This window comes from Rhodobacteraceae bacterium D3-12 (genome assembly GCA_025916135.1).
Classification (GTDB): Bacteria; Pseudomonadota; Alphaproteobacteria; order Rhodobacterales; family Rhodobacteraceae; genus JAKGBX01.
Genome location: CP104793.1, coordinates 3,567,845 through 3,587,343, shown reverse-complemented (window position 1 = coordinate 3,587,343; position 19,499 = coordinate 3,567,845). Strand labels below are relative to the sequence as shown.

19 protein-coding genes are annotated in these 19,499 nt (G+C 60.3%); 14 read left to right on the top strand and 5 right to left on the bottom strand.

Translation table 11 applies throughout. The annotated features are described in order from the left end of the window. Window positions 1–87: 87 nt before the first annotated feature. The 13 genes from N4R57_17730 to N4R57_17670 all read left to right on the top strand — a co-directional run bounded on the left by N4R57_17730 (window position 88) and on the right by N4R57_17670 (window position 12,860). Window positions 88–831 (top strand): aldolase/citrate lyase family protein, encoded by a 744-nt coding sequence (locus N4R57_17730; protein ID UYV39611.1) that lies wholly within the window; start codon window positions 88–90, stop codon window positions 829–831. A gap of 202 nt (window positions 832–1,033) precedes the next feature. Next, window positions 1,034–2,737 (top strand): ABC transporter ATP-binding protein/permease, encoded by a 1,704-nt coding sequence (locus N4R57_17725; GenBank protein UYV36809.1) that lies wholly within the window; start codon window positions 1,034–1,036, stop codon window positions 2,735–2,737. A gap of 161 nt (window positions 2,738–2,898) precedes the next feature. Continuing rightward, the gene (locus N4R57_17720) at window positions 2,899–3,837 is read left to right on the top strand and encodes an iron-siderophore ABC transporter substrate-binding protein (protein ID UYV36808.1); all 939 of its coding nucleotides are present in this window, start codon (window positions 2,899–2,901) and stop codon (window positions 3,835–3,837) included. Then, window positions 3,834–4,646: an iron ABC transporter permease gene (locus N4R57_17715; protein UYV36807.1), complete on the top strand. Its 813-nt coding sequence runs from the start codon at window positions 3,834–3,836 to the stop codon at window positions 4,644–4,646. The genes N4R57_17720 and N4R57_17715 overlap by 4 nt, the downstream gene beginning before the upstream one ends. Next, window positions 4,532–4,834 (top strand): iron chelate uptake ABC transporter family permease subunit, encoded by a 303-nt coding sequence (locus N4R57_17710; GenBank protein UYV36806.1) that lies wholly within the window; start codon window positions 4,532–4,534, stop codon window positions 4,832–4,834. The genes N4R57_17715 and N4R57_17710 overlap by 115 nt, the downstream gene beginning before the upstream one ends. Next, window positions 4,831–5,805 (top strand): iron ABC transporter permease, encoded by a 975-nt coding sequence (locus tag N4R57_17705; protein UYV36805.1) that lies wholly within the window; start codon window positions 4,831–4,833, stop codon window positions 5,803–5,805. The genes N4R57_17710 and N4R57_17705 overlap by 4 nt, the downstream gene beginning before the upstream one ends. Continuing rightward, window positions 5,798–6,610, top strand: a complete 813-nt coding sequence (locus tag N4R57_17700) for an ABC transporter ATP-binding protein (protein UYV36804.1) — start codon at window positions 5,798–5,800, stop codon at window positions 6,608–6,610. Before N4R57_17705 ends, N4R57_17700 begins: the two co-directional genes overlap by 8 nt. A gap of 134 nt (window positions 6,611–6,744) precedes the next feature. Continuing rightward, entirely contained in the window at window positions 6,745–8,880 is a 2,136-nt protein-coding gene (locus N4R57_17695; protein ID UYV36803.1) for a TonB-dependent receptor, read from the top strand. A 3-nt stretch (window positions 8,881–8,883) separates the two neighbouring features. Beyond that, the gene (locus N4R57_17690; protein UYV36802.1) at window positions 8,884–9,909 is read left to right on the top strand and encodes a siderophore-interacting protein; all 1,026 of its coding nucleotides are present in this window, start codon (window positions 8,884–8,886) and stop codon (window positions 9,907–9,909) included. 133 nt (window positions 9,910–10,042) lie between these two features. Further along, the gene (locus tag N4R57_17685) at window positions 10,043–11,242 is read left to right on the top strand and encodes a helix-turn-helix transcriptional regulator (GenBank protein ID UYV36801.1); all 1,200 of its coding nucleotides are present in this window, start codon (window positions 10,043–10,045) and stop codon (window positions 11,240–11,242) included. A 234-nt stretch (window positions 11,243–11,476) separates the two neighbouring features. Beyond that, window positions 11,477–11,836: a glycine zipper family protein gene (locus N4R57_17680; protein ID UYV36800.1), complete on the top strand. Its 360-nt coding sequence runs from the start codon at window positions 11,477–11,479 to the stop codon at window positions 11,834–11,836. A 9-nt stretch (window positions 11,837–11,845) separates the two neighbouring features. Then, window positions 11,846–12,004, top strand: a complete 159-nt coding sequence (locus tag N4R57_17675; GenBank protein ID UYV36799.1) for a hypothetical protein — start codon at window positions 11,846–11,848, stop codon at window positions 12,002–12,004. 1 nt (window position 12,005) lies between these two features. Beyond that, window positions 12,006–12,860: an SDR family oxidoreductase gene (locus N4R57_17670; GenBank protein ID UYV36798.1), complete on the top strand. Its 855-nt coding sequence runs from the start codon at window positions 12,006–12,008 to the stop codon at window positions 12,858–12,860. 43 nt (window positions 12,861–12,903) lie between these two features. On the opposite strand, the gene N4R57_17665 is transcribed toward N4R57_17670, so the two are convergent. Together N4R57_17665 and N4R57_17660 are read right to left on the bottom strand one after the other, a co-directional pair. Next, complete coding sequence (locus N4R57_17665) at window positions 12,904–14,289, bottom strand: M20/M25/M40 family metallo-hydrolase (protein UYV36797.1); 1,386 nt, start codon at window positions 14,287–14,289, stop codon at window positions 12,904–12,906. A 43-nt stretch (window positions 14,290–14,332) separates the two neighbouring features. Then, window positions 14,333–15,445, bottom strand: coding sequence for a PLP-dependent transferase (locus tag N4R57_17660; GenBank protein ID UYV36796.1), 1,113 nt, complete (start codon window positions 15,443–15,445; stop codon window positions 14,333–14,335). Window positions 15,446–15,643: 198 nt separating this feature from the next. On the opposite strand from N4R57_17660, the gene N4R57_17655 reads away from it, so the two are divergent. Beyond that, complete coding sequence (locus tag N4R57_17655) at window positions 15,644–16,540, top strand: LysR substrate-binding domain-containing protein (protein UYV36795.1); 897 nt, start codon at window positions 15,644–15,646, stop codon at window positions 16,538–16,540. Between the two features lie 35 nt (window positions 16,541–16,575). Here the strand turns inward: N4R57_17655 and N4R57_17650 are convergent, their stop codons facing one another. Genes N4R57_17650 through N4R57_17640 form a run of 3 tightly spaced genes read right to left on the bottom strand, consistent with a single transcriptional unit; the run spans window position 16,576 to window position 19,181 of the window. Next, the gene (locus N4R57_17650; protein ID UYV36794.1) at window positions 16,576–17,367 is read right to left on the bottom strand and encodes an amino acid ABC transporter ATP-binding protein; all 792 of its coding nucleotides are present in this window, start codon (window positions 17,365–17,367) and stop codon (window positions 16,576–16,578) included. After that, window positions 17,360–18,274, bottom strand: coding sequence for an amino acid ABC transporter permease (locus N4R57_17645; GenBank protein ID UYV36793.1), 915 nt, complete (start codon window positions 18,272–18,274; stop codon window positions 17,360–17,362). Before N4R57_17645 ends, N4R57_17650 begins: the two co-directional genes overlap by 8 nt. 1 nt (window position 18,275) lies before the next feature. Beyond that, window positions 18,276–19,181, bottom strand: coding sequence for a transporter substrate-binding domain-containing protein (locus N4R57_17640; GenBank protein UYV36792.1), 906 nt, complete (start codon window positions 19,179–19,181; stop codon window positions 18,276–18,278). Window positions 19,182–19,499 lie beyond the last annotated feature (318 nt).

The following is a 19,499-nucleotide window of genomic DNA, read 5'->3' as shown; positions in this document are numbered from 1 at the left end:
TTCGTTCAGCGGAACATTTTTGAAAAGTAGAGAGGAGTCGTCGTGCAATCGGAAAGTGGATCATTCAAGTCGCGTTTGTTGCGGGGAGTGTCCTTGTTTGGCACCTTTCTCAAGGTGCCGGCGAGCATGCCGACCGAAATTCTGGGCACTATCGGCTATGACTTTGTGGTGGTTGATGAGGAGCATGCCGCGTTCAACCGCGAAACCACCGACCGGATCGTTCTGGCGGCGCGCGCCTATGGGCTGGGCGCGGTTGTGCGCGTGCAAAACAACGATCCGTCGGGGATTTTGGCGGCTCTGGACTGCGGCGCGGATGGCGTTCTGGTGCCGCATGTAAAAAGCGCGGCGGTGGCGCGTGCGGTTGTCGCGGCGGCGCGGTACGACGGCGGGCACCGTGGGTTTTCACCGAGCACGCGTGCTGGCGGGTTTGGAGCGTGGGGGATTGCCGCGCATGTCGCGGCAGAGGATGCGCGCACCATCGTCATTGCCATGATCGAAGACCCCGAGGGGGTTGAAGCGATTGACGATATCCTCGCAGTGGACGGGATTGATGCCATTTTCATCGGCCGCGGTGATCTTGCGGTGGCGTATGGCGATCTTGATGGCGAAATGGGGTTGGTTGCGAAAGCGACGGATCAGGTTCAGGCCGCCGCGCGTGCGGCGGGCAAGGTTGTTGTGATTTTGCCGGGCTCAGCCGAGGACGCAGCTGCGCGGGCCAAGGCAGGGGCGACAGCGTTCTTGGTGTCATCCGATCAGGGATTTTTGCGCAGCGCCGCAATGACGGCGAAAGACACGATGGCAAATGCGGTTTCCGGCGTGCGGGGGGACTAGGGCAGTATGACAAAACCGATCCGCGTGCATCGCTTGCGGTGACGACGCGCGCGGCAAGGCTTGGCTTTTTCGGGGCAGAGCTTGGTGGTGGGGCATACCAAGGCGGTCCTGTGCGAGATGCCTTTCGTCCTTTTCAGTCGGATCAGAAATGACTATGCGCATTGGGAGGTCATGACAGCCACGCAACAGACGAGACGATCAGGTGCTTCGCAAATTTTACGAATATTACCGGCCCTGGAAGGCGCTGTTTTGGCTTGATTTCGGCTGTGCTGTTTTGTCGGGTTTGCTGGAGCTTGCGTTTCCGTTGGCGGTGCGCGGGTTCATTGATCAGCTGTTGCCGTCAGGGGATGTGCCGCTGACCATTCTGGCGGCCTGTGGGTTGTTGGTGATTTACCTGCTGAACGCCGGGTTGATGGCGATCGTGATCTATTGGGGTCACATGCTGGGCATCAATATCGAAACCGAAATGCGCCGACGCGCCTTTGAACATCTGCAACGGTTGTCTTTTTCGTTCTTTGACAGGACGCGGACCGGCAAGTTGGTGTCGCGGGTGACGCGCGATCTGGAAGAGATCGGCGAGGTGGCGCATCACGGGCCCGAAGATTTGTTCATCGCGATCATGACCTTTGTCGGGGCCTTTGCGCTGATGATGACGATCAACACCGAGCTCGCCTTGATCACAGCCGTGATTGTGCCGGCTTGTGTGGCGATTGTTGCGGTTTACGGTGGGCGGATGACGCGCACGTGGCGCGATATTTATTCGCGGGTGGCGGCGTTTAACGTGCGTCTGGAAGAGAATGTCGGCGGCATTCGCGTAGTGCAGGCCTTTGCCAACGAAGAGCACGAGCAAGGGCTGTTTGCCAAGGACAACGCCCAGTATCGCAAGACGAAACTGTCGGCCTATAAGGTGATGGCGGCGTCTTCGGCGCTGAACTACATGGGGATGCGGTTGATTCAGGTGCTGGTCATGGTGACCGGGGCGATTTTCGTTTTGGGCGGGACGCTGAGCACGGGCGGGTTCGTTGCATTCTTGTTGTTGGTCGGTGTGTTTTTCCGCCCGCTCGACAAGATCGCGGCGGTGATCGAAGTCTATCCGCGCGGGATTGCCGGGTTCCGCCGGTATCTGGAGTTGCTGGAGACGCAGCCGGATGTGACCGACACGCCCGAGGCAAAGCCAGCGCAGCCCTTTGCGGGGCGGGTGACGTTTGAAAATGTCAGCTTTGATTACGGCGATGTGCGCCCGGTGGTCAAAGACATCAATTTGGATGTGGCACCGGGCGAAACCGTGGCCTTTGTCGGGGCCTCAGGGGCGGGCAAGACGACGCTTTTGTCGCTGGTGCCGCGGTTTTATGATCCGCGCGAAGGGCGCATTTTGATCGACGGGATCGACGCCAAGGACATGACGTTGAGATCATTGCGCCGACAGATCGGCATTGTCAGTCAGGATGTCTTTCTGTTTGGCGGCACCTTGCGCGAAAACATCGCCTATGGGCGTTTGTCAGCCAGCGCGGAAGAGGTCGAAGAGGCGGCGCATATGGCGCAGCTTGCCAGCATGATCGACGACATGCCCGAGGGGCTTGATACCCTTGTCGGAGAGCGCGGTGTGATGCTGTCTGGTGGGCAAAAACAGCGGGTTGCGATTGCGCGGACGTTTTTGAAAAACCCGCCCGTTCTGATCCTTGATGAGGCGACATCGGCGTTGGATACGCAGACCGAGCGGTTGATCCAGTCATCGTTGAATGAATTGTCGCGCAATCGCACGACTCTGGTGATTGCGCATCGTTTGGGCACGATCCGTGACGCCGACCGTATTGCCGTGATGGAGCAAGGGCGGATTGTCGAAATTGGCACCGACAGTGAATTGCGCGAGTCCGCTGGGCATTATGCGAAGCTGAACTCGGCCTGAGGGGCGGTTTTTTCGGTGGCCCTTGGGTGAGTGCTGATTTAGGTTGAGGCCAAGACGCAGCGTGGCCGCCAGCAGAGCGGCGCGCAACCAGTCGCCACCGATGCCCCCGGCGCAAGCCGTGGTGGGCTGAGGCAGCTAAAAAACCCAAAAAGGAATGCCTCGTGAGACGAATTTTCGTCGGTGTCGCCCTGTTGTTGTTTTATGCCTTGCCTGCTGCCAGTGAAGGTATTTGTGAGGGCAGGAAGGTCAGTGACGCCAATGTCTTTGCCGCCCCGATTTGCGTGCCGCAAACGCCCAAGCGGGTGGTGGTGCTTGACCCGAGTTTTGGGCTTGCGATCGGTTTGGATGTGGGATTGCCGATTGTTGGCGCGCCGCTTGAGCGGATGAGCGATGCGGCCCTGCACAAGCGGGCGGTTGATCGCGGGATCACCAGCCTTGGATTTGTCACGGAACCGAGCCTTGAGAGATTGGTGGCGTTGCAGCCCGATTTGATCGTGGCTTTCACCGGCAGCGAGTCGCTGGCGAGCGGTGTTTACCCGATGGTTTCCCAGCTTGCGCCGACCCTGATTTATACCAAGCCCGATTGGCGGGCGTTTTATGCGCTGTTGGCGGAGTTCACCGGCAAAACGGCGGAGGTGACAGAGCAGTTGGCCGCGCTTGATGCGCGCGTGGCCGCCCTACGTGAGAAAATGCCGGAGACGAAAGTGTCGGTTTTGCGGGTCACGTCATGGGACTTTCAAGTCTACCTCGACAGTCCGGGGGGCTATGCGCCGTTTAACATCCTGCGTGATGCCGGTGTGACGCGGAGCGCCTATGAAACCACAACCGATGCGGGCGAGGTGTTCAAACGGCCGGATTGGGAAGAGTTGGCGCAACTTGATGGTGACATCCTGCTTTATATCATCGGCGGCACCAATGACTCGGACAAGAATGGCCGCATGGAGGAACTGCTTTCCAACCCGCTGTGGCAGCTGTTGCCAGCGGTAAAGGCCGGGCGGGTGCATCGCGTGGACCACGGCCATTGGATGCAGTTTTCAGGGCTGGATTCAGCGCATCGCATTCTGGACGATCTGGAAAAATTCGTGATTGGCGGGCAATGACGTCCAGCCACCTGAGCTTTGCTGTGATCCTGTGTTCGCTGGCGGGGGCGCTTGTTTTGACGGGCGTTTGGGCGTTGGTCACGGGGAGCGCTGCGATTTCATGGCAGGACGCGCTGGGCGCGCTGGCTGGTGGCGGCGAGGGCTATAGCGATGTGGTGGTCTGGCAAGTGCGGTTGCCGCGGATCATTGCGGCGATCGCGGCCGGGGCGGCGCTGGCGGTGGCGGGGGCGATCATGCAGGCGGTGACGGGCAATCCGTTGGCCGAGCCGGGGCTGTTGGGGGTCAATGCTGGCGCGGCCTTTTTGGTGGTGTTGATGATTTCGCTGGGGGGCGTCAGCGCCGGTGGTGCGTTGCAATGGGGTGCGTTTGCGGGGGCCGCCGGGGCGGCGGTGCTTGTCTTTCTGCTGGCGGCAGGAGGCCGGCGTGGGCCGACGCCGATCAGGCTTGTGCTTGCCGGGGTGATCGTGGCGACGTTCCTTGGGGCGATGACGGCGGCGGTTCTTATTCTGGATGCACAGACGTTTGACACGGTGCGGTTTTGGACCGCCGGATCGGTCAAGGGGCGCGAGTTGGGGCAGATTGTGCAGGTCTTGCCTTGGTTGGCTGTCGCGCTTGTGGCGGCGATGCTGTTGGGGCGGCAGTTCACCACATTAAGCCTTGGGGGGAGCAGGCGCGGGCGTTGGGGCAGAACCCGATGTTGTGGCGCGGGGTCTCGGCGGCGTGTGTTGTTGGGCTGTCGGGGAGTGCGGTGTCGATTGCGGGACCGGTCGGGTTTGTCGGGCTTGTGGTGCCGCATATGGTGCGCATGACGATCGGGGTGGAATACGTTCGTTTGCTGCCAGTGGCGGCGTTGGGGGGCGCGTTGCTTGTCTTGTTGGCGGATACGGCGCCGCGTGCGGTTTTCGCAACGGATTTGCCGGTTGGGATCACCATGGCCTTTATCGGGGCGCCGTTCTTTATCTGGTTGGCGCGCAACCACGGGGCGGTGCGGGGATGAGAATGTTTGCCGCGATCCTTGTGCTGCTTGCGGTGTTTGCCGCGGCGCTTGCGTTGGGAGATCAGCCAATTTCGCTGAAGGGGCTGGTGCGGGCGTTGAGCGGGCAGTTGGATGCGGGCGATCCCAGCCGCATAATCATTGTCGACCTGCGCTTGCCCCGCGCGGTCATGGCGGTTTGCGTCGGGGCGGCATTGGGCGTGGCGGGTGCAATCGCGCAGGCGGTGATGCGCAACCCGTTGGCGGATCCGGGGATCATCGGGATCAACGCGGGGGCGGCGTTGGCGGCGATGCTGGTGATTGTGCAGATCGGCAGTTTGCCAGAGAGCTTTTTGCCATGGCTGACCTTTGCCGGGGCGTTGGTGATGAGCGGCTTGATTTACCTGTTCTCATGGCGGGATGGGGCAACATCGGCGCGCATTATCCTTGTCGGGCTTGGCCTGTCGGCGATGGCCGGAGCGGGGGCGAGCGCGATTTCGGTGTTTGGCGATGCGGCGCATGTGCAGCGGGCGATGATCTGGTTGGCGGGATCATTACAGGACAGCCGTTGGGACAAGCTTGGGCATTTACTGGGCTGGGGGGTGCCGGCGGCGGGGCTGTGCTGGTTGGCGTCGCGGGAGTTGGATTTGATTGCCCTTGGAGATGATGTGGCGCGGGGGCGGGGCCAGCGGTTGAACCTTGTTCGGGGATTGCTGATCCTGTGTTGTGCGATGCTGTCAGGTGCTGCGGTGGCAGCGGCGGGGTTGGTGGCGTTTGTCGGGCTTGCCGCGCCGCATATCGCGCGGGCTTTGTTCGGGTTTCGCCATAGCGCGCTGCTTCCCGGAGCGGCGGTGATTGGAGCGTTGCTGGTGATCGGCGCGGACATACTGGCGCGTAGGGCTGCGCCGCCGCTGCAATTGCCGGTGGGGGTGATAACGGCGCTCTTGGGGGCGCCATTCTTTGGCTATTTGCTGTGGGCGCATCGCGATGACTGACTTAAACAACACCGCTCTTTCTGCGCATGCGCTGGCGCTTGTGCATGGGGCGAACCGGATTGTTTCGGGGCTTGACCTTGAGATTGAAGCGGGGGCGTTCACGGCTCTGATCGGGCCGAATGGCTGTGGTAAGACGACGTTGCTGCGGGCTTTGGCGGGAATGCACAAGCCGGTTTCGGGCGAGGTGCGGCTGGAAGGTGTGCCGATCGGGGGCATGCGCACGCGGGCCTTGGCGCGGCGGGTTGCGATGCTGGCGCAATCAAGCGGGTCGGTTGAGGGGTTGGATGTGGAGACCCTTGTGCGGCAGGGGCGCTATCCGAGGCGGCCGGTCTTTGGGCCGTGGCGTCCAGAAGATAGCGAGGCGGTCGAGCGCGCGCTTGCGCTGGCCGGAATGAGTGCGTTGCGTCATCGCGGCTTGGATCAGCTTTCGGGAGGGCAGCGGCAACGGGCGTGGATTGCCATGACGCTGGCGCAGGAGAGCGACATTCTTTTGCTGGATGAACCGACGACGTTTCTGGACCTTGGGCATCAGATAGAAGTGCTTGGGTTGATGCGCAGGCTTGTCGATGGCGGGGACACGACGGTGGTTGCCGTTTTGCACGACTTGTCACAGGCGGCGCGATATGCGGATCGGATTGTTTTGCTGGCGGGAGGGGTTTTAATTGCGCAGGGCACGCCGAAGGAGGTGATCACCGAAAGCAACCTGTTGCGCGCTTTTGGTGTGAGGGTTCGGGTCATTGAGGACCCGGAGACGGCCGCGCCGCTGTGCATTCCGCGTGCAGATCAGGATATGGGCGCGGTTTGATTTGATGCTGCAATGCAACGGATTTCAAAATTGCTACTGATTTCAATTTACTGCGCCAAAGCTGCATTCTAGATAACGCTAAATCCAGCGAGCCTTGCCGCCAGCCAATTCCCTATTCTTTTTGAGGTGATGACATGGCTGGCCGACGCGCACTTGTTTCTTTGTTCGCAGGTATTTCCACTTTTTCCGTTACTGCAGCTTTGGCTCAGGATGGGCTGGTTTACGAGCTTGACCCGTTGATTATTTACGGGGATCGCAGCGCCGAAAAATCGACCGATACCAATTCGAGCGTGACGGTGTTGGGGCGCAAAGACATCGACAAGCCGTCAATTGCACAGTGGCGCGATGTTATCGACCGGACGCCGAATATGGGCGACGGGGATCTTAACGAAAGCGGTTTTACCATTCGCGGTGTGAATTCCGAGGGTCTGACGCCGGGCGGTGCGGGCGCGCCTGTGGCCGGGTTTTACATCGACGGCGTTCAGCAGACGGTTGAAGGCACGCGGCGCGGTTTTCGCGGCACGTTTGATGTTGATCAGGTTGAGGTTTATCGCGGCCCGCAGTCGACATTGTCAGGGCGCAATGCGCTGGCCGGGGCGATTTATCTGCGCACGAAGGACCCGGAGTTTGAGCGTTCGGGGCAGGTTCAGCTGACCTATGGCGAGAACAACAAGCGCCAGGTTGGTGTCGCCTTCGGCGATGCCCTTGGTGATACGCTGGCGTACCGGGTGAGCGCGGAATGGTCGAAAAAAGAAAACGACATCAAATACCCGTCGCTGGTGAATTACGCCCGCTATGATGATTTCGTCACCGACGATTATTATACGGTTCGCGGCAAACTGCTTTGGACCCCGGCGGGGAACAAGAATACCCGCGTTCTGTTCAGCGTTTCGCACAGCTATGACGGGCCGGCGTATCGCAATGTGATCGGGCCGGGGTGGTATCCGGGCTTTCCGCTTGGGATCACCTATGGCGACAATCGCGGCGATGACTGGGGTGTTCTGGAGCCGTTTAACCCCGGCGCGATCACCTATCAGGAGGTGCGTGATACAACGGTGGATAATGTCGGGATCGAGATCACCCATGATTTCAGCGAATATCTGAAATTCACGGCGCTAACCGGGTTTACCCATTCGGTGACCGGCCGCCATTCGATCAACGAAGGAACTGCGGGTGAGTTTTACTGGGTTGATGGCGAGTTTGACCAAACCATTCTGTCGCAGGAGCTACGGTTTAATTACGACGACGGGCAGTTGCGCTGGGTTGCGGGGGCGTATCTTGCCCGCGAGACATTTGACTCATTCCGTAACAGTTATGCGTTTGGCGGGGTGACGCCGAACAGTAATGCGGGAGAGGTGACCAACCTCGCGGCGTTTGGCGAAATTTCGTATGCCTTCGCGCCAAAATGGCAGGTCGTGGCGGGCGCGCGGATTGACCATTATAGCCAGTCGCAAACCGCGATCGTGGCCGGGACGCCGGTATCGGGGTCAAGTTACAAGGAAACGTCGTTTATTCCCAAGGTCGGGCTGATTTTTGAGCCCAATGAGAACCATCGGCTTTCGCTGGTTTATCAGCAGGGGTATCGCCCCGGTGGCGCAGTGTTTCAGAGCAATCCGGGGCAATTGGTATCTTATAGCCCTGAAAAATCGCACAACATTGAGTTGAACTGGAAGGGGCGTTTTGCAGCGGATCGGTTGACGGTGAATGCCAGCGTATTCCATCAGGATTGGCGCAATCAACAGGTTGAAATCTGGCAAGACCCGCTTGACTCGACGACCAGCTATATCGCGAATGCGGGTGAATCCGTGTCTTATGGTGCCGAGCTTGAGCTGTCTTATGCGGCGACGGACCGGCTGGATGTGTTCGGCTCGGTTGGGCTGCTCAAGACCGAGTTCAAGACTTTCGCGATTGGGACGACAAATTTCGCAGGCAAGCCCTTCCCGCTTGCACCAGAGGCGACAATCGGGCTCGGCTTTGCGTGGAGCCAAGGGGAGCAGGGATGGTTTGCCAATGGCGCGGCGCGGTTTGTTGGCAAGCGCATGTCGCGGATCGAAAACGGGGTTGCGGCGCCTTCCACGCTCAAGCCCTATACGGTGGTTGATGCGAGTGTCGGCTATGCGTTCGATAACGGGATGAGCCTGACCGCTTATGCCAATAACCTTTTTGACGAGAAATATAAGCAATATGAGTATGTTGCGGGCGGGCAAAGCGCGTCGTCCTGGATGGGAGACGGCCGCGAAATCGGTGTGCGTCTCGACATCAGGTTCTAAGTCATGAGCGCACAACATAAAGCGATGGCGCAGCTTGGGATGCCGGTGGAGCAGTCTATTGCAGAGTTTGAAAAGGTGGCGCAGTCTTTCGGGCTGGAGCCTGAGCGGAGCGAAAGCGCGCTGGTCATTCATGCGCGGTTGGGGCGGATCGAGCTTGGGCGCGGGTCGGGTGAGGACACGATTTTGTCGATCTCGGCTGAGGCGGCGAACAAGTTGCAGGATATGCGCGATCTTTTGACCGAGCGGATAACGACGCTGGGCGCGCAGATTTCGTGGCGCGACGTGGCGGCGCACAGGGGGCGGCCTGCGAATTTGAGCGTTGTGAGCGTGACGGAGGTGCGCCAGATTTCACCGTCTTATCGGCGGGTGACGATCGAGGGGGATGACCTTGCGCGGTTCGTCGAGGGCGGGATGCACTTTCGCCTGTTGTTCGGACCAGACGGGGCGGATTGGCCGGGCACCGATGAGAACGGTGTGACGGTGTGGCCCGGCGGGATCGAGGCATGGCACCGGCCGGTTTATACGACACGAGCGATCGAGATTTTGGGCGATGGCGCGGCGCGCATTGAATTCGATATTTTCCTGCATGACGGCGGTCGGGTGACGGAATGGAGCGCGGGCGTAGCACCGGGCGCGCAGATTGCCATAACCGGACCGGGGGGCAGCGGGATGCCTGCCGAGACGGGCTGGATCGGGGTGATTGCGGACGAGACGGCGGTGCCGGTTGCGGCGCGTATTTTGCAAGGGTTGCCAGAGCACAGCCGGGGCGTTGCCACGTTCTTTGTGCCCGAGGCGGCGGATGTTCAGGAGATCGACCACCCGAAAGGGGTGAGCGTTCATTGGGAGGTGCGCAGCAGTGGGGTGACGCCGCTGGATGCGCTTGAGGCGCTCTCTGTTCCCGATGAGGATTGCTATGTGTTCTTTGCTGCGGCGCGGTCGCAGGCGGTTGAGGCGCGCCAGCGTTTGACCGCGCGTGGGCTTGCAAAGAAATCCTTTCTTGCGGCGGCGTATTGGAATGACGGCGCATAGGATGGGCGGTCGCGGCTGTTAACCAAATTGACGGAAAGCTTCACTCTGATATGCACGGGTGCATGTATTTGAGTAGCTTTGCATTTGATCGGATCGAGGCCTGTAGGTTCAGGGCGTCGGGTGCGGCTGCGCCATGATGATCGACGCGCAACTCTATTGGGAGCATCTGGGCGTGGCCGGGTCGCTGGCGGTGTCGGTGTTCGTGCTATTGGGCCTAGCGCTGAGATTGCGCGAAACGCCCGCGCCCCGCATGCATATTTGGGCGATGATTGCGTTTTTCGTGGTGAACGCGCTCGATGCGGTGAATTCGCTGGCGTATTCAGATGTGTTTTCGGCGCCGAACATGTTCTTTCGCTGGAACGATGTGATCATTCCGGGGTTCATGGTCTCGCTCTATTTTTACGTGCGAGCGCTGACCAGTTCCAAGCCGCAACTGCGGCGCTTGGATTTGGTGCATATTGTGCCGTTTGTCGCAGGTTTGCTTTGTTTATTGCCACGACTGGTTTTACCGGGGGATATCAGACGCGACGTGGTGGCCGGTGTGACGGATGGGGTGATTTCGCAGAGGCACCTGTGGTTGATCGACGTTGGCGAAACGGCGTTTTGGTGTTTGTGGATTGTGTTTCTGATCGTCTATGGCGGGCTTTGTTGTCGTCGTCTGATCCGTCACAAGAGCAACATCCGCGAAGTGTTTTCCGACCTTGAGGGCAAAACTTTGCGCTGGCTTGATGGGCTTGTGGCGACGATTTTGGTGCTGGCGGGCGTCGTTATCGTCGATGAGATCAGGCAGTTGATGGAGCTTGCGTCGCTGCGGGATGGGGTTTGGTCGCTGCTTTATGATGTGGTCCTGCCGATGGCGTTCGGGGTTTTTGCGCTGCGGGCGACGCCGCCTTTGCCGGAATGGTCGCAGAGGGTGTTGGCCGATGCGAGCGAGGCCGACGGGGCGGAGCCGGGAAAGGCCGTGTCGCGCTATGCGCGTTCGGGGCTTCAGACGGAGGATATCGACCGCTTTGCCGCACGGCTGGAGCGGCGGATGGTGGAGGGGCAGCTTTGGCGTGATCACGGGTTAAACCTGCGCGGGCTGGCGTCGGAAATTGCGATTGCGCCGATCCATTTGTCAGAGGTTCTGAACACCAAGCTGGGCATGTCGTTTTACGACTATGTCAACCAGTGCCGCATTCGCGAGGCCTGTGAGTTGTTGATTCAAACGGATGAGACGATCATCGAAATCAGCGAGACGGTTGGGTTCAATTCAAAGTCGACCTTTAACGCCAGTTTCAAGAAGGTGACGGACCGAACGCCATCGCAGTGGCGGGCGGCGCATAAGCCGTAGGGTGTTGTTAGTGGCGTATTGATGCGCTGGGTGGGGTGGGTTGGTGGAAAATTCAAGCCATTGAAATAATATGATAATTTATGAGAAAGGTTCGAGCCAGCTTGTCCGGTCGTCGTGTCCAGCCGGTCCGGTCGAAGCGGGGCGGGGCTTGGCCATATGCCTTTTCACAGAGCCGGGGTGGCGTTCGTTTAAAGAGCGCACAGCACCGGCGAAAATGTCGAAAAGGACCGAGTTATGAAATATATGATGACACTTCCCGCTGTGGCGATGATCGCGGCCTGTGCCGATTGGGGCGCAAATTATCAGCCGATTTTGGACGGCACACCAAGCCGCGCCTATCACACCGATTTATCGGAGTGTCGGTCGCTGGCGCGCGACCAGAAGCAATTGCGCAAGCATACCATTGAGACGACCGTGTTGGGCGCGGGTGCCGGCGCGGCGTTAGGAGAGCTGGATGACGATGGTGATGCTTTGGGCGGTGCTGTTGCCGGGGCGCTTGCAGGCGGTGCGGCGGGTGCTGTGAAGGCGCGTGAACAGCGCAAAACCATCGTGTTGAATTGCCTGCGTGGTCGCGGCCACCGGGTTGCAGCTTAGGAGGGCGAGATGACGCATATTCTTGATCTGCGCGCCTGTCGGTTTCACGCGCTTTACAGCCTTTTGACCGGGGCCGCCTGCCAAGAGCGGCCCGGATTGCAGCGTGCGGGGCGCCGCGCAGACCTGTGCCACTATGAGCCGAATGACACCCAGCCGGGGGAGAGATGATATGAAACGAGTTTTGATTGCAGGTGCGACGGGATATTTGGGCCGCTATCTTTGTGCCGAGTATCAGGCGCGGGGCTGGCATGTGACGGCGTTGGTGCGCAAGGCGAGCAGCGGTGTCGCGCTTGCGGCTGATCGGATTGTTCAGGCGGAAGCCACATGGCCGGAAACCCTTGTCGGAACGATGGCGGGGATTGACCTTGTTGTTTCGGCATTGGGGATCACGCGGCAGGCGGATGGTGTCGGCTATTGGGATGTGGATTATCAGGCCAATGTGAACCTGCTGGAGGAGGCGCTTAGAAGCGATGTTGCGCGGTTTGCTTTTGTGCATGTGTTGCACGCGGACCGGATGGATCATGTTCCGCTGGTTGCGGCCAAGGCGGCCTTTGTGCGCAAGCTGCAAACGGCGCCGCTGCAATCAACGGTGATCGCGCCGACGGGATATTATTCGGACATGGCCGACTTTTTCAACGGGGCCAAGGCGGGGCGGGTTTGGCTGTTTGGGACGGGGCAGTTGAGGATCAACCCGATCCATGGTGCGGACCTTGCCACGGCGATGTTCGAGGCGATCGACGCGGGTGCGTCCTGGGCAGACATCGGCGGGCCGGAGACGTTCACCCAAGATGAGCTTGCCACGTTGTGCTTTGAGGTCTTGGGTAAAAAGGTGCGGATCTCGCATTTGCCCGATTTTCTGCGGCGGGCGGTGTTGGTCGTGTTGCCGCGCCTTGCGCCGCGCAGGATCGCGGGGCCGGTGCAGTTTTTCCTGACTGCGGGGGCGATGAATATGACCGCGCCGCCGAAGGGGACGCGCAAGTTGGCGGATCATTTCAGAGAGGTAATGCGAGAGGCCGCTGATTGAGACGCCTTTGTCGCCTGTGCGCGAGCGGGCCGGGCGCGGGAGGCTAGGGGATGTTTGCGCATTCCGCGAGCACGCGCACCCAGCTTCGGATGCCTTTGTGCAAGCGTTCGGTGTCGTAACGCTCGTTCGGGGCGTGGATTGCATCATCGCCGAGGATAAAGCCGGTGACGACGCATTCCACCCCCAGCCCGGTGCTGAGTTGCTCCACCAGTGGGATCGAACCGCCGGTTCCTTTGAGGATGGCGGGCTGGGAAAATTCGGCCTCAAGCGCGCGGGCGGTGGCGGCAAGGAATGGATTGTCCTGTGAGAGGGCGACGGCGGGGGTGCCAAAATCCCCCTCGAAACTTGCCGTGCACCCTTGGGGGAGGCGGTCGCGCACGAAGCGTTGAAACGCTGCGCGTACTTGATCGGGGTTTTGATTTGCCACCAGCCGGAAGGTGAGCCGCGCATGCGCCTCGCCCGGAAGCACAGAGCGCTCGCCCGGACCTTGGTTGCCGCCGCTGATGCCGTTGATATCAGCGGTGGGGCGGCCCCAAATGGCTTCGAGGTGCGAGAACCCTTGTTCGGGCAGCCCGCCTTGGAGGTTGATCGAGCCGTCGAGTTCCGGGGCATTGTCCAAGGCCTGCCATTGGGAGCGGATATGCGGGGGCAGATCGGCGACGTCGTCATAGAACCCATCTATGGCCACGCGCCCGGAGGCATCATGCAGCTCTGCCAATATGGCCGCAAGACTGCGGATCGGGTTTGCGGCGACCGCGCCGAAGTGGCCCGAATGCAGATCGTCGTTGGGCGCGTGGATCGTGACTTTTTCATGCACCAGCCCCTTGAGCCGGGTGGTGATCGCGGGTTGATCGCGGGACCACATATCGCTGTCGCTGATGAAGGCGACATCACAGCGCAGAAGCGCGCGGTTTGCCGCGATGAACCCTTGTAAGCCGGGAGAGCCGGCTTCCTCTTCGCCTTCGAGCAGGACGACAATGCCGGGCGGGAGGCTTTGATGCACGTTTTTCCATGCGCGCAGGGCTTCGATAACTGACCAAAGCTGTCCTTTGCTGTCCGAGGCGCCGCGGCCATAGATGCGGTGGAGCCCGTCTTCTTCGACAACCCGTGGTGCGAAGGGCGGGTGGGTCCATTGGTCGAGCGGTTCGGCGGGCTGCACGTCGTAGTGGCCGTAAAACAGGAGTTTGGGCCGGTCATTGGAGGCCAAGGTCGTGCCCAGCACTATGGGGTGGCCGGTGGTTTCGGCGATGGTTGTTTCCAGCCCCAGTTCGGACAATTCCCGGCGCAGCCATTCAGCGGCGCGCGCGATGCCTTTGCTGCCTTTTGGCTCGGCAGAGACAGAGGGGATCGAGATGAGATCGAGCAGCTTGTCGGTTGCGCGGGGCAAGCCTTGGTCGACCTCTTGCAGCATCTTTTGCAGAGATGTCATTGCCGGATCCTTTTCGGTTGGCGGTGGCATGATGGGGCGGGATTTATCCGGCGGCGTTTTGAAGGGCGTTGAGGAAGCGTTCGAAGTCTGTCCAAAGCTCGGCTTCGTCTTCGAGGCCGATGGAGACACGCAGGGCGATGTCGGCATGGGGCCAGCGGGTTGCGCTTCGGCTGGTTCGAACCGGCATTGGCGCGACGAGGCTGCGGGTGCCGCCCCATGATGCGCCGATAGAAAAGAGATCGAGCGCATCGAGTGCCGGTGCCACATGTGGTGCGATGTGGTCCGAAAAGGTCAGGGAGAACACCCCGCTGCTGCCGGTGAAGTCGCGGTTGAAAATCGCGTGGCCTGCAAAGGAGGGGAGGGCGGGAAAGAGCACCTCTTTGATGAGGGGGTGGTTCGTGAGCTGTTGGGCAAAGCGGGTTGCGACCGAAGCGCTATGGCGCAGGCGCAGGGCGAAGGTTTCAAAGCCCCGTAGCACCAGCGCGGCATCGTCGGGCGAGGCACCGATGCCCATACGCCCAATGTAGCCTTTGATAGGCGCGATATGGCGCGGATCGCGCACGGAGATCGACCCCATCAGCACATCCGAGTGACCCGAAATGTATTTGGTCAGCGCCTCTGTCACCAAGTCGGCGCCAAGGTTGAGCGGTTTGAGGTTGAGCGGCGTGGCCCATGTGTTGTCCACCCCGAGCAGCGCCCCGCCCGCATGGGCGATATCGGCAGCGGCGGGCAGATCCATGATCTCCATCGTGGTGGACCCGGGGCTTTCGCACCAAACGATCCGGGTTTCAGGGCGCATCATATCAGCGAGGCTGTTCAGGTCGGTCGGGTCAAAGAAATCGACCGCGACCCCCATGCGCGAGAGGTCGTTGCAGGCCAAATCACGCATCGGTGGATAGACCGTATCGGCCAGCAGAATATGATCGCCAGAAGACAGGAAGGGCAGCATGGCCAGCGCATTGGCCGCCTGTCCCGACGGCGCAAGGAAACTGCGCACACCGTTTTCAAGATCGGTTATCTTGGTCTCAAGCGTGCGGGTGGTCGGCGTGCCATAGAGCCCGTAGGAATACCCGTCGTCGCCGCGATCGCCCCGTGCCGCATAGGCGGCGGCGTTTTTAAAAACAATGGTTGAGCCGCGATGGATGCCAACGCCCAAGGGATCGAAGCCATTGGTCGGCACATGTGGGGTGGTGACACATTTGGTTGATGCCGCCCTGTCCGCCCTGTCCGATCTGGCCGATCTGGTCGGGTCGTTTTGATTGATTTGGCTATCGCTGCTATTGCCTGAGCTGATATTAACAGTCATTTCTATTCCAATTTATTATTGCAGGCGGAGAGATCGAAAGGGGTGCCGATGAATTTACGCCAAATCGAAGTGTTTCGGGCTGTGATCCTTCATGGCACCACGGCGCGTGCGGCTGAGGTTTTGTCGGTGTCGCAGCCGGCGGTCAGCAAGATGATACAGGCGCTGGAACACTCCATCGGCTTTCCGGTGTTCCATCGGATCAAGGGGCGGTTGCAGCCCACGGCGGAGGGGCAGATTTTCTTTCGCGAGGTCGAACAAACCTTTAGCGGGCTGACCCATCTCAAGAGTGCAGCGGCGCGTATCCGTGATTATGGTTCTGGCGAGTTGCGCGTGGCCTCGCTTTCGGCTTTGTCGACCAATCTGATCCCGCGGGCATTGGGACAATTTGTTCAACGTCACCCCGGCGTGGCGGTCACGTTTCAGGCACGCATGTCGTCGGTTGTGCGCGATCTGGTGGCGGACGGGCGGTTTGATGTCGGGATTGTCGCCGATGAGATCGACACAACCGGCATAGAGATACGCCCGTTCAGACGCTTTCGCGTGGCTCTCGCGGTGCCAGAGGGCCATCCGTTGGAAGCGCGCGATGTCATTCGTCCTGCGGACCTTGCCGGGGAAAGGTTCATCTCGCTTGCGCCCGAAGACACGACCCGACAGGAGGCCGAGGCGATTTTCGCGCGTGAAAATGTCAAGGTGCGCAGCATTCTGGAGACGCCGTTTTCCACCACTGTCTGTGCCATGGTGGCAGCCGGGCTTGGGGTCGGGCTGGTCAATCCGTTGACGGCGGAGCCATTCGAGGGGCATGGGCTGGCGCTGCGGCCATTCGAGCCGCCGCTGCATTTCCGCACGCTTTTGATCCTGCCGCCGCATCGTCCGCCGTCGCGCATCGTTGAAGATTTTATCGACGGATTGGAAGGTGTTGCCGGGGCGAAGGAAGAGGATGCGTGAGGCCAAGGCTCCGGGGAGACGCGGTTTTTCCATTGCTAGAGCACCTTTGACAGGAAGGCTTGGGTGCGCGGGTTTTTGGGGGTTTCGAGCAGGTCGCGCGGGGTGCCTTTTTCGACCACCGTGCCGTGATCCATGAAAACGAGGTGATCTGCGACCTCGCGGGCAAAGCCGATTTCATGGGTGACGAGCATCATGGTCATGCCGCTTTGAGCGAGGTCTTTGATCACGTCCAAGACCTCTCCGACCAGTTCGGGATCAAGCGCCGACGTGGGTTCGTCGAACAGCATCACTTCGGGGTCCATAGCCAGGGCGCGGGCGATGGCGACGCGTTGCTGTTGCCCCCCGGAGAGCTGGTTTGGATAGCGCTCTGCCAGATGCGCGAGGCCGACGCGGTCAAGCAGTTGCATGCCGCGTTCGCGGGCTTTGGCGCGGGGGATGCGGCGCACTTGGATTGGGCCTTCGGTGACGTTTTGCAGGGCGGTTTTGTGCGGAAATAGGTTGAACCGTTGGAACACCATGCCGGTGCGGCGACGCTGGGCGTCGACTTGGCTGTTGGGCAGCACATGGAAGCGCCCGTTGCGCTCTTGGTAGCCTTGCAATTCGCCGTTGAGCATGATGCGCCCGGCCGAGAGCGTCTCGATCTGGTTTATGCAGCGCAGGAGCGTTGACTTGCCAGAGCCGGACGGGCCGATTGCTACGCAGACCTCGCCCTTGCGGATCGAGAGGTCGATGCCGCGCAGGGCGTGGACCGAGCCGAAGAACTTGTGGAGGCCTTGGATTTCTACGGTGGGAAGGGCGGTGACGGGTGCTGTGAGCGCTTCAGACATGGCGACCTCCGGCGATGCTGTGGCCTTTGCCAAAGTGGCGTTCGAGATAATATTGGCCGATCATCAGAACCGATGTGACAAGGAGATACCAAAAGGCGGCCACCATCAGCAGCGGCACCGGCAGGTAGAGCCGGTTGGCGATGGCGTTCGTGGCAAACATCAGATCGAGCGTAAACGGCACCGCGAGCACCAGTGACGTGCCTTTGAGCATACCGATGGTTTCGTTTCCGGTTGGCGGGATGATTGTACGCATCGCCTGTGGCAGCAGGATGCGCCACCAGATCCGGGCTCGCGACATGCCGATGGCTTGTGCAGCTTCGGTTTGGCCGCGGTCGATCCCGTTGAACCCTGCACGAAAGATCTCGGCGAGATAGGCGCTTTCGTTAAGCCCGAGGCCAAGGATTGCAGCGACGCCGGCGGTGACGATCCATGTTGACGGGACGCCAAATATTTCAGGGCCGAAAGGAATGGATAGTGACAGGCGCGGGAAGAGGACGGCGAACAGGCCCCAAAACAGCAGTTGGGTATAAAGGGGTGTGCCGCGAAAGAACCAGATCCAGCCCCATGCGACAGCCTGTAGGACCGGGTTGTCGCTATCGCGCATAAGGACAAGGAAAATTGCGCAGATGATCGCCACGACCATGGAAACGACTGTGAGGATCAGAGTCCAGAAAACCCCGGCAAGGACAGTGGGCGAAAACAGGTATTGCGCGAAGATGTCCCAGCGGAAGTTCGGGTTGACGGCGGCGCTATGCAGGACCTGTGCCACGATGACGGCGAGCACCGCCACGCCGACCCACCGCCATGGATGTGGCCGGGGCACGACGATGTTACGCGTGACCCAGTCGTTGGCGTCCTCGGCGGGGCTATGCCCGCCGGAGACGTTGTGAGCGGTCGTGTCGGCCATCTCAGTGTGCTGCCTCTGGGTTGATCAGTGCCTTTTCAACCGAAAAGTTTGAAACGCCCCAGGTTTTGTAGATGTCCGCGTAGACGCCTGTTTCGATAAGGTGGTTTAGTGTGTCCGCGATCAGCTGGGTAAGCGCCATGTCATCCTTGGGCACGGCGATGCCGTTCAGCCCGCGTTTGGACATGGGGCCGACGGGGGACAGGTTTTCCAATTGCCCACCCGATTGGACCACCGAATAGGCGGCAGTCCCGCCACCTGTGGCCGTGGCATCCGCGCCACCGGCAACGACACGGGTGATCGCTTCGGTCTGGACCGAGAAGGGCAGGATGTTGACCGGGTCTTTGCCGGCTTCGACGCAGGCGGTGCTATCGGCGTTTACCTGCTTTTCGTGATAGCTTCCGGTTTGGATGGCGATGGTGCGGCCACAGTAGTTTGCCGGATCAAAGCCGGTCGGATTGCCGACGCGCACGACCCAGAGGCTTTGGGTGTCGGCGTAGCTGACAAAATTGACGGCTTTCAGGCGTTCGTTCGTGATGGAGAAGGCCGAAATGCCGACGTCGTATTTTGCGCCAAGGGCAGGCAGGATCGCCGCGAAGGGGGCTGTTTGGGAGTCAAATTCGAGGTTCAGCGTTTTGGCGATTGCCTTGCCGAGGTCGACGTCGATGCCTTCGGGCGTTTGCCCGTCGTCGCCCGCGAGGTATTCCCAAGGGGCATAGGCGTTGTCGGACCCGATGACGAGGCGACCGCGTTTGCGAATGGTGTCTGGCACCCTGTCGGCGAGCGCTTGGTTCACGGCGACGGCTGAGTGATCATAAGTCTCGGCGGCGGTAACGGGCGCGGCGGCCAAGAGGGCGCCTGCCGTGACGAGAGCCAATGGGAGGCGCAGAAATGTGCTGTTGATGGACATGGGATTTCCCCTGTTTGCTGGTGAGGCTGGGCCTCTGGTGTTTTTGGTTTTGACACCGGAAACGCCTGCTGAAGGCAGGGCGCCGGTGGATTAAGGAATAGAAGATGTTCGGCAATTCCGTCCAATACTAAGAATGGCAGCATCAATTCCTTGAGGTTATAGGAGTGAGCGGGCACGACTTAACGGCCAGAGACGCTGGCTTGGGAACTGGACGGTTGGGCCGTGTTGGGTGTTACGTGCGGACTTATGCCCGCAGCGGCGTGTCAAAAACCGATGGTTTTGCAGAGCATCCAGTCAAGGCATGCGATGCAGAGGGCG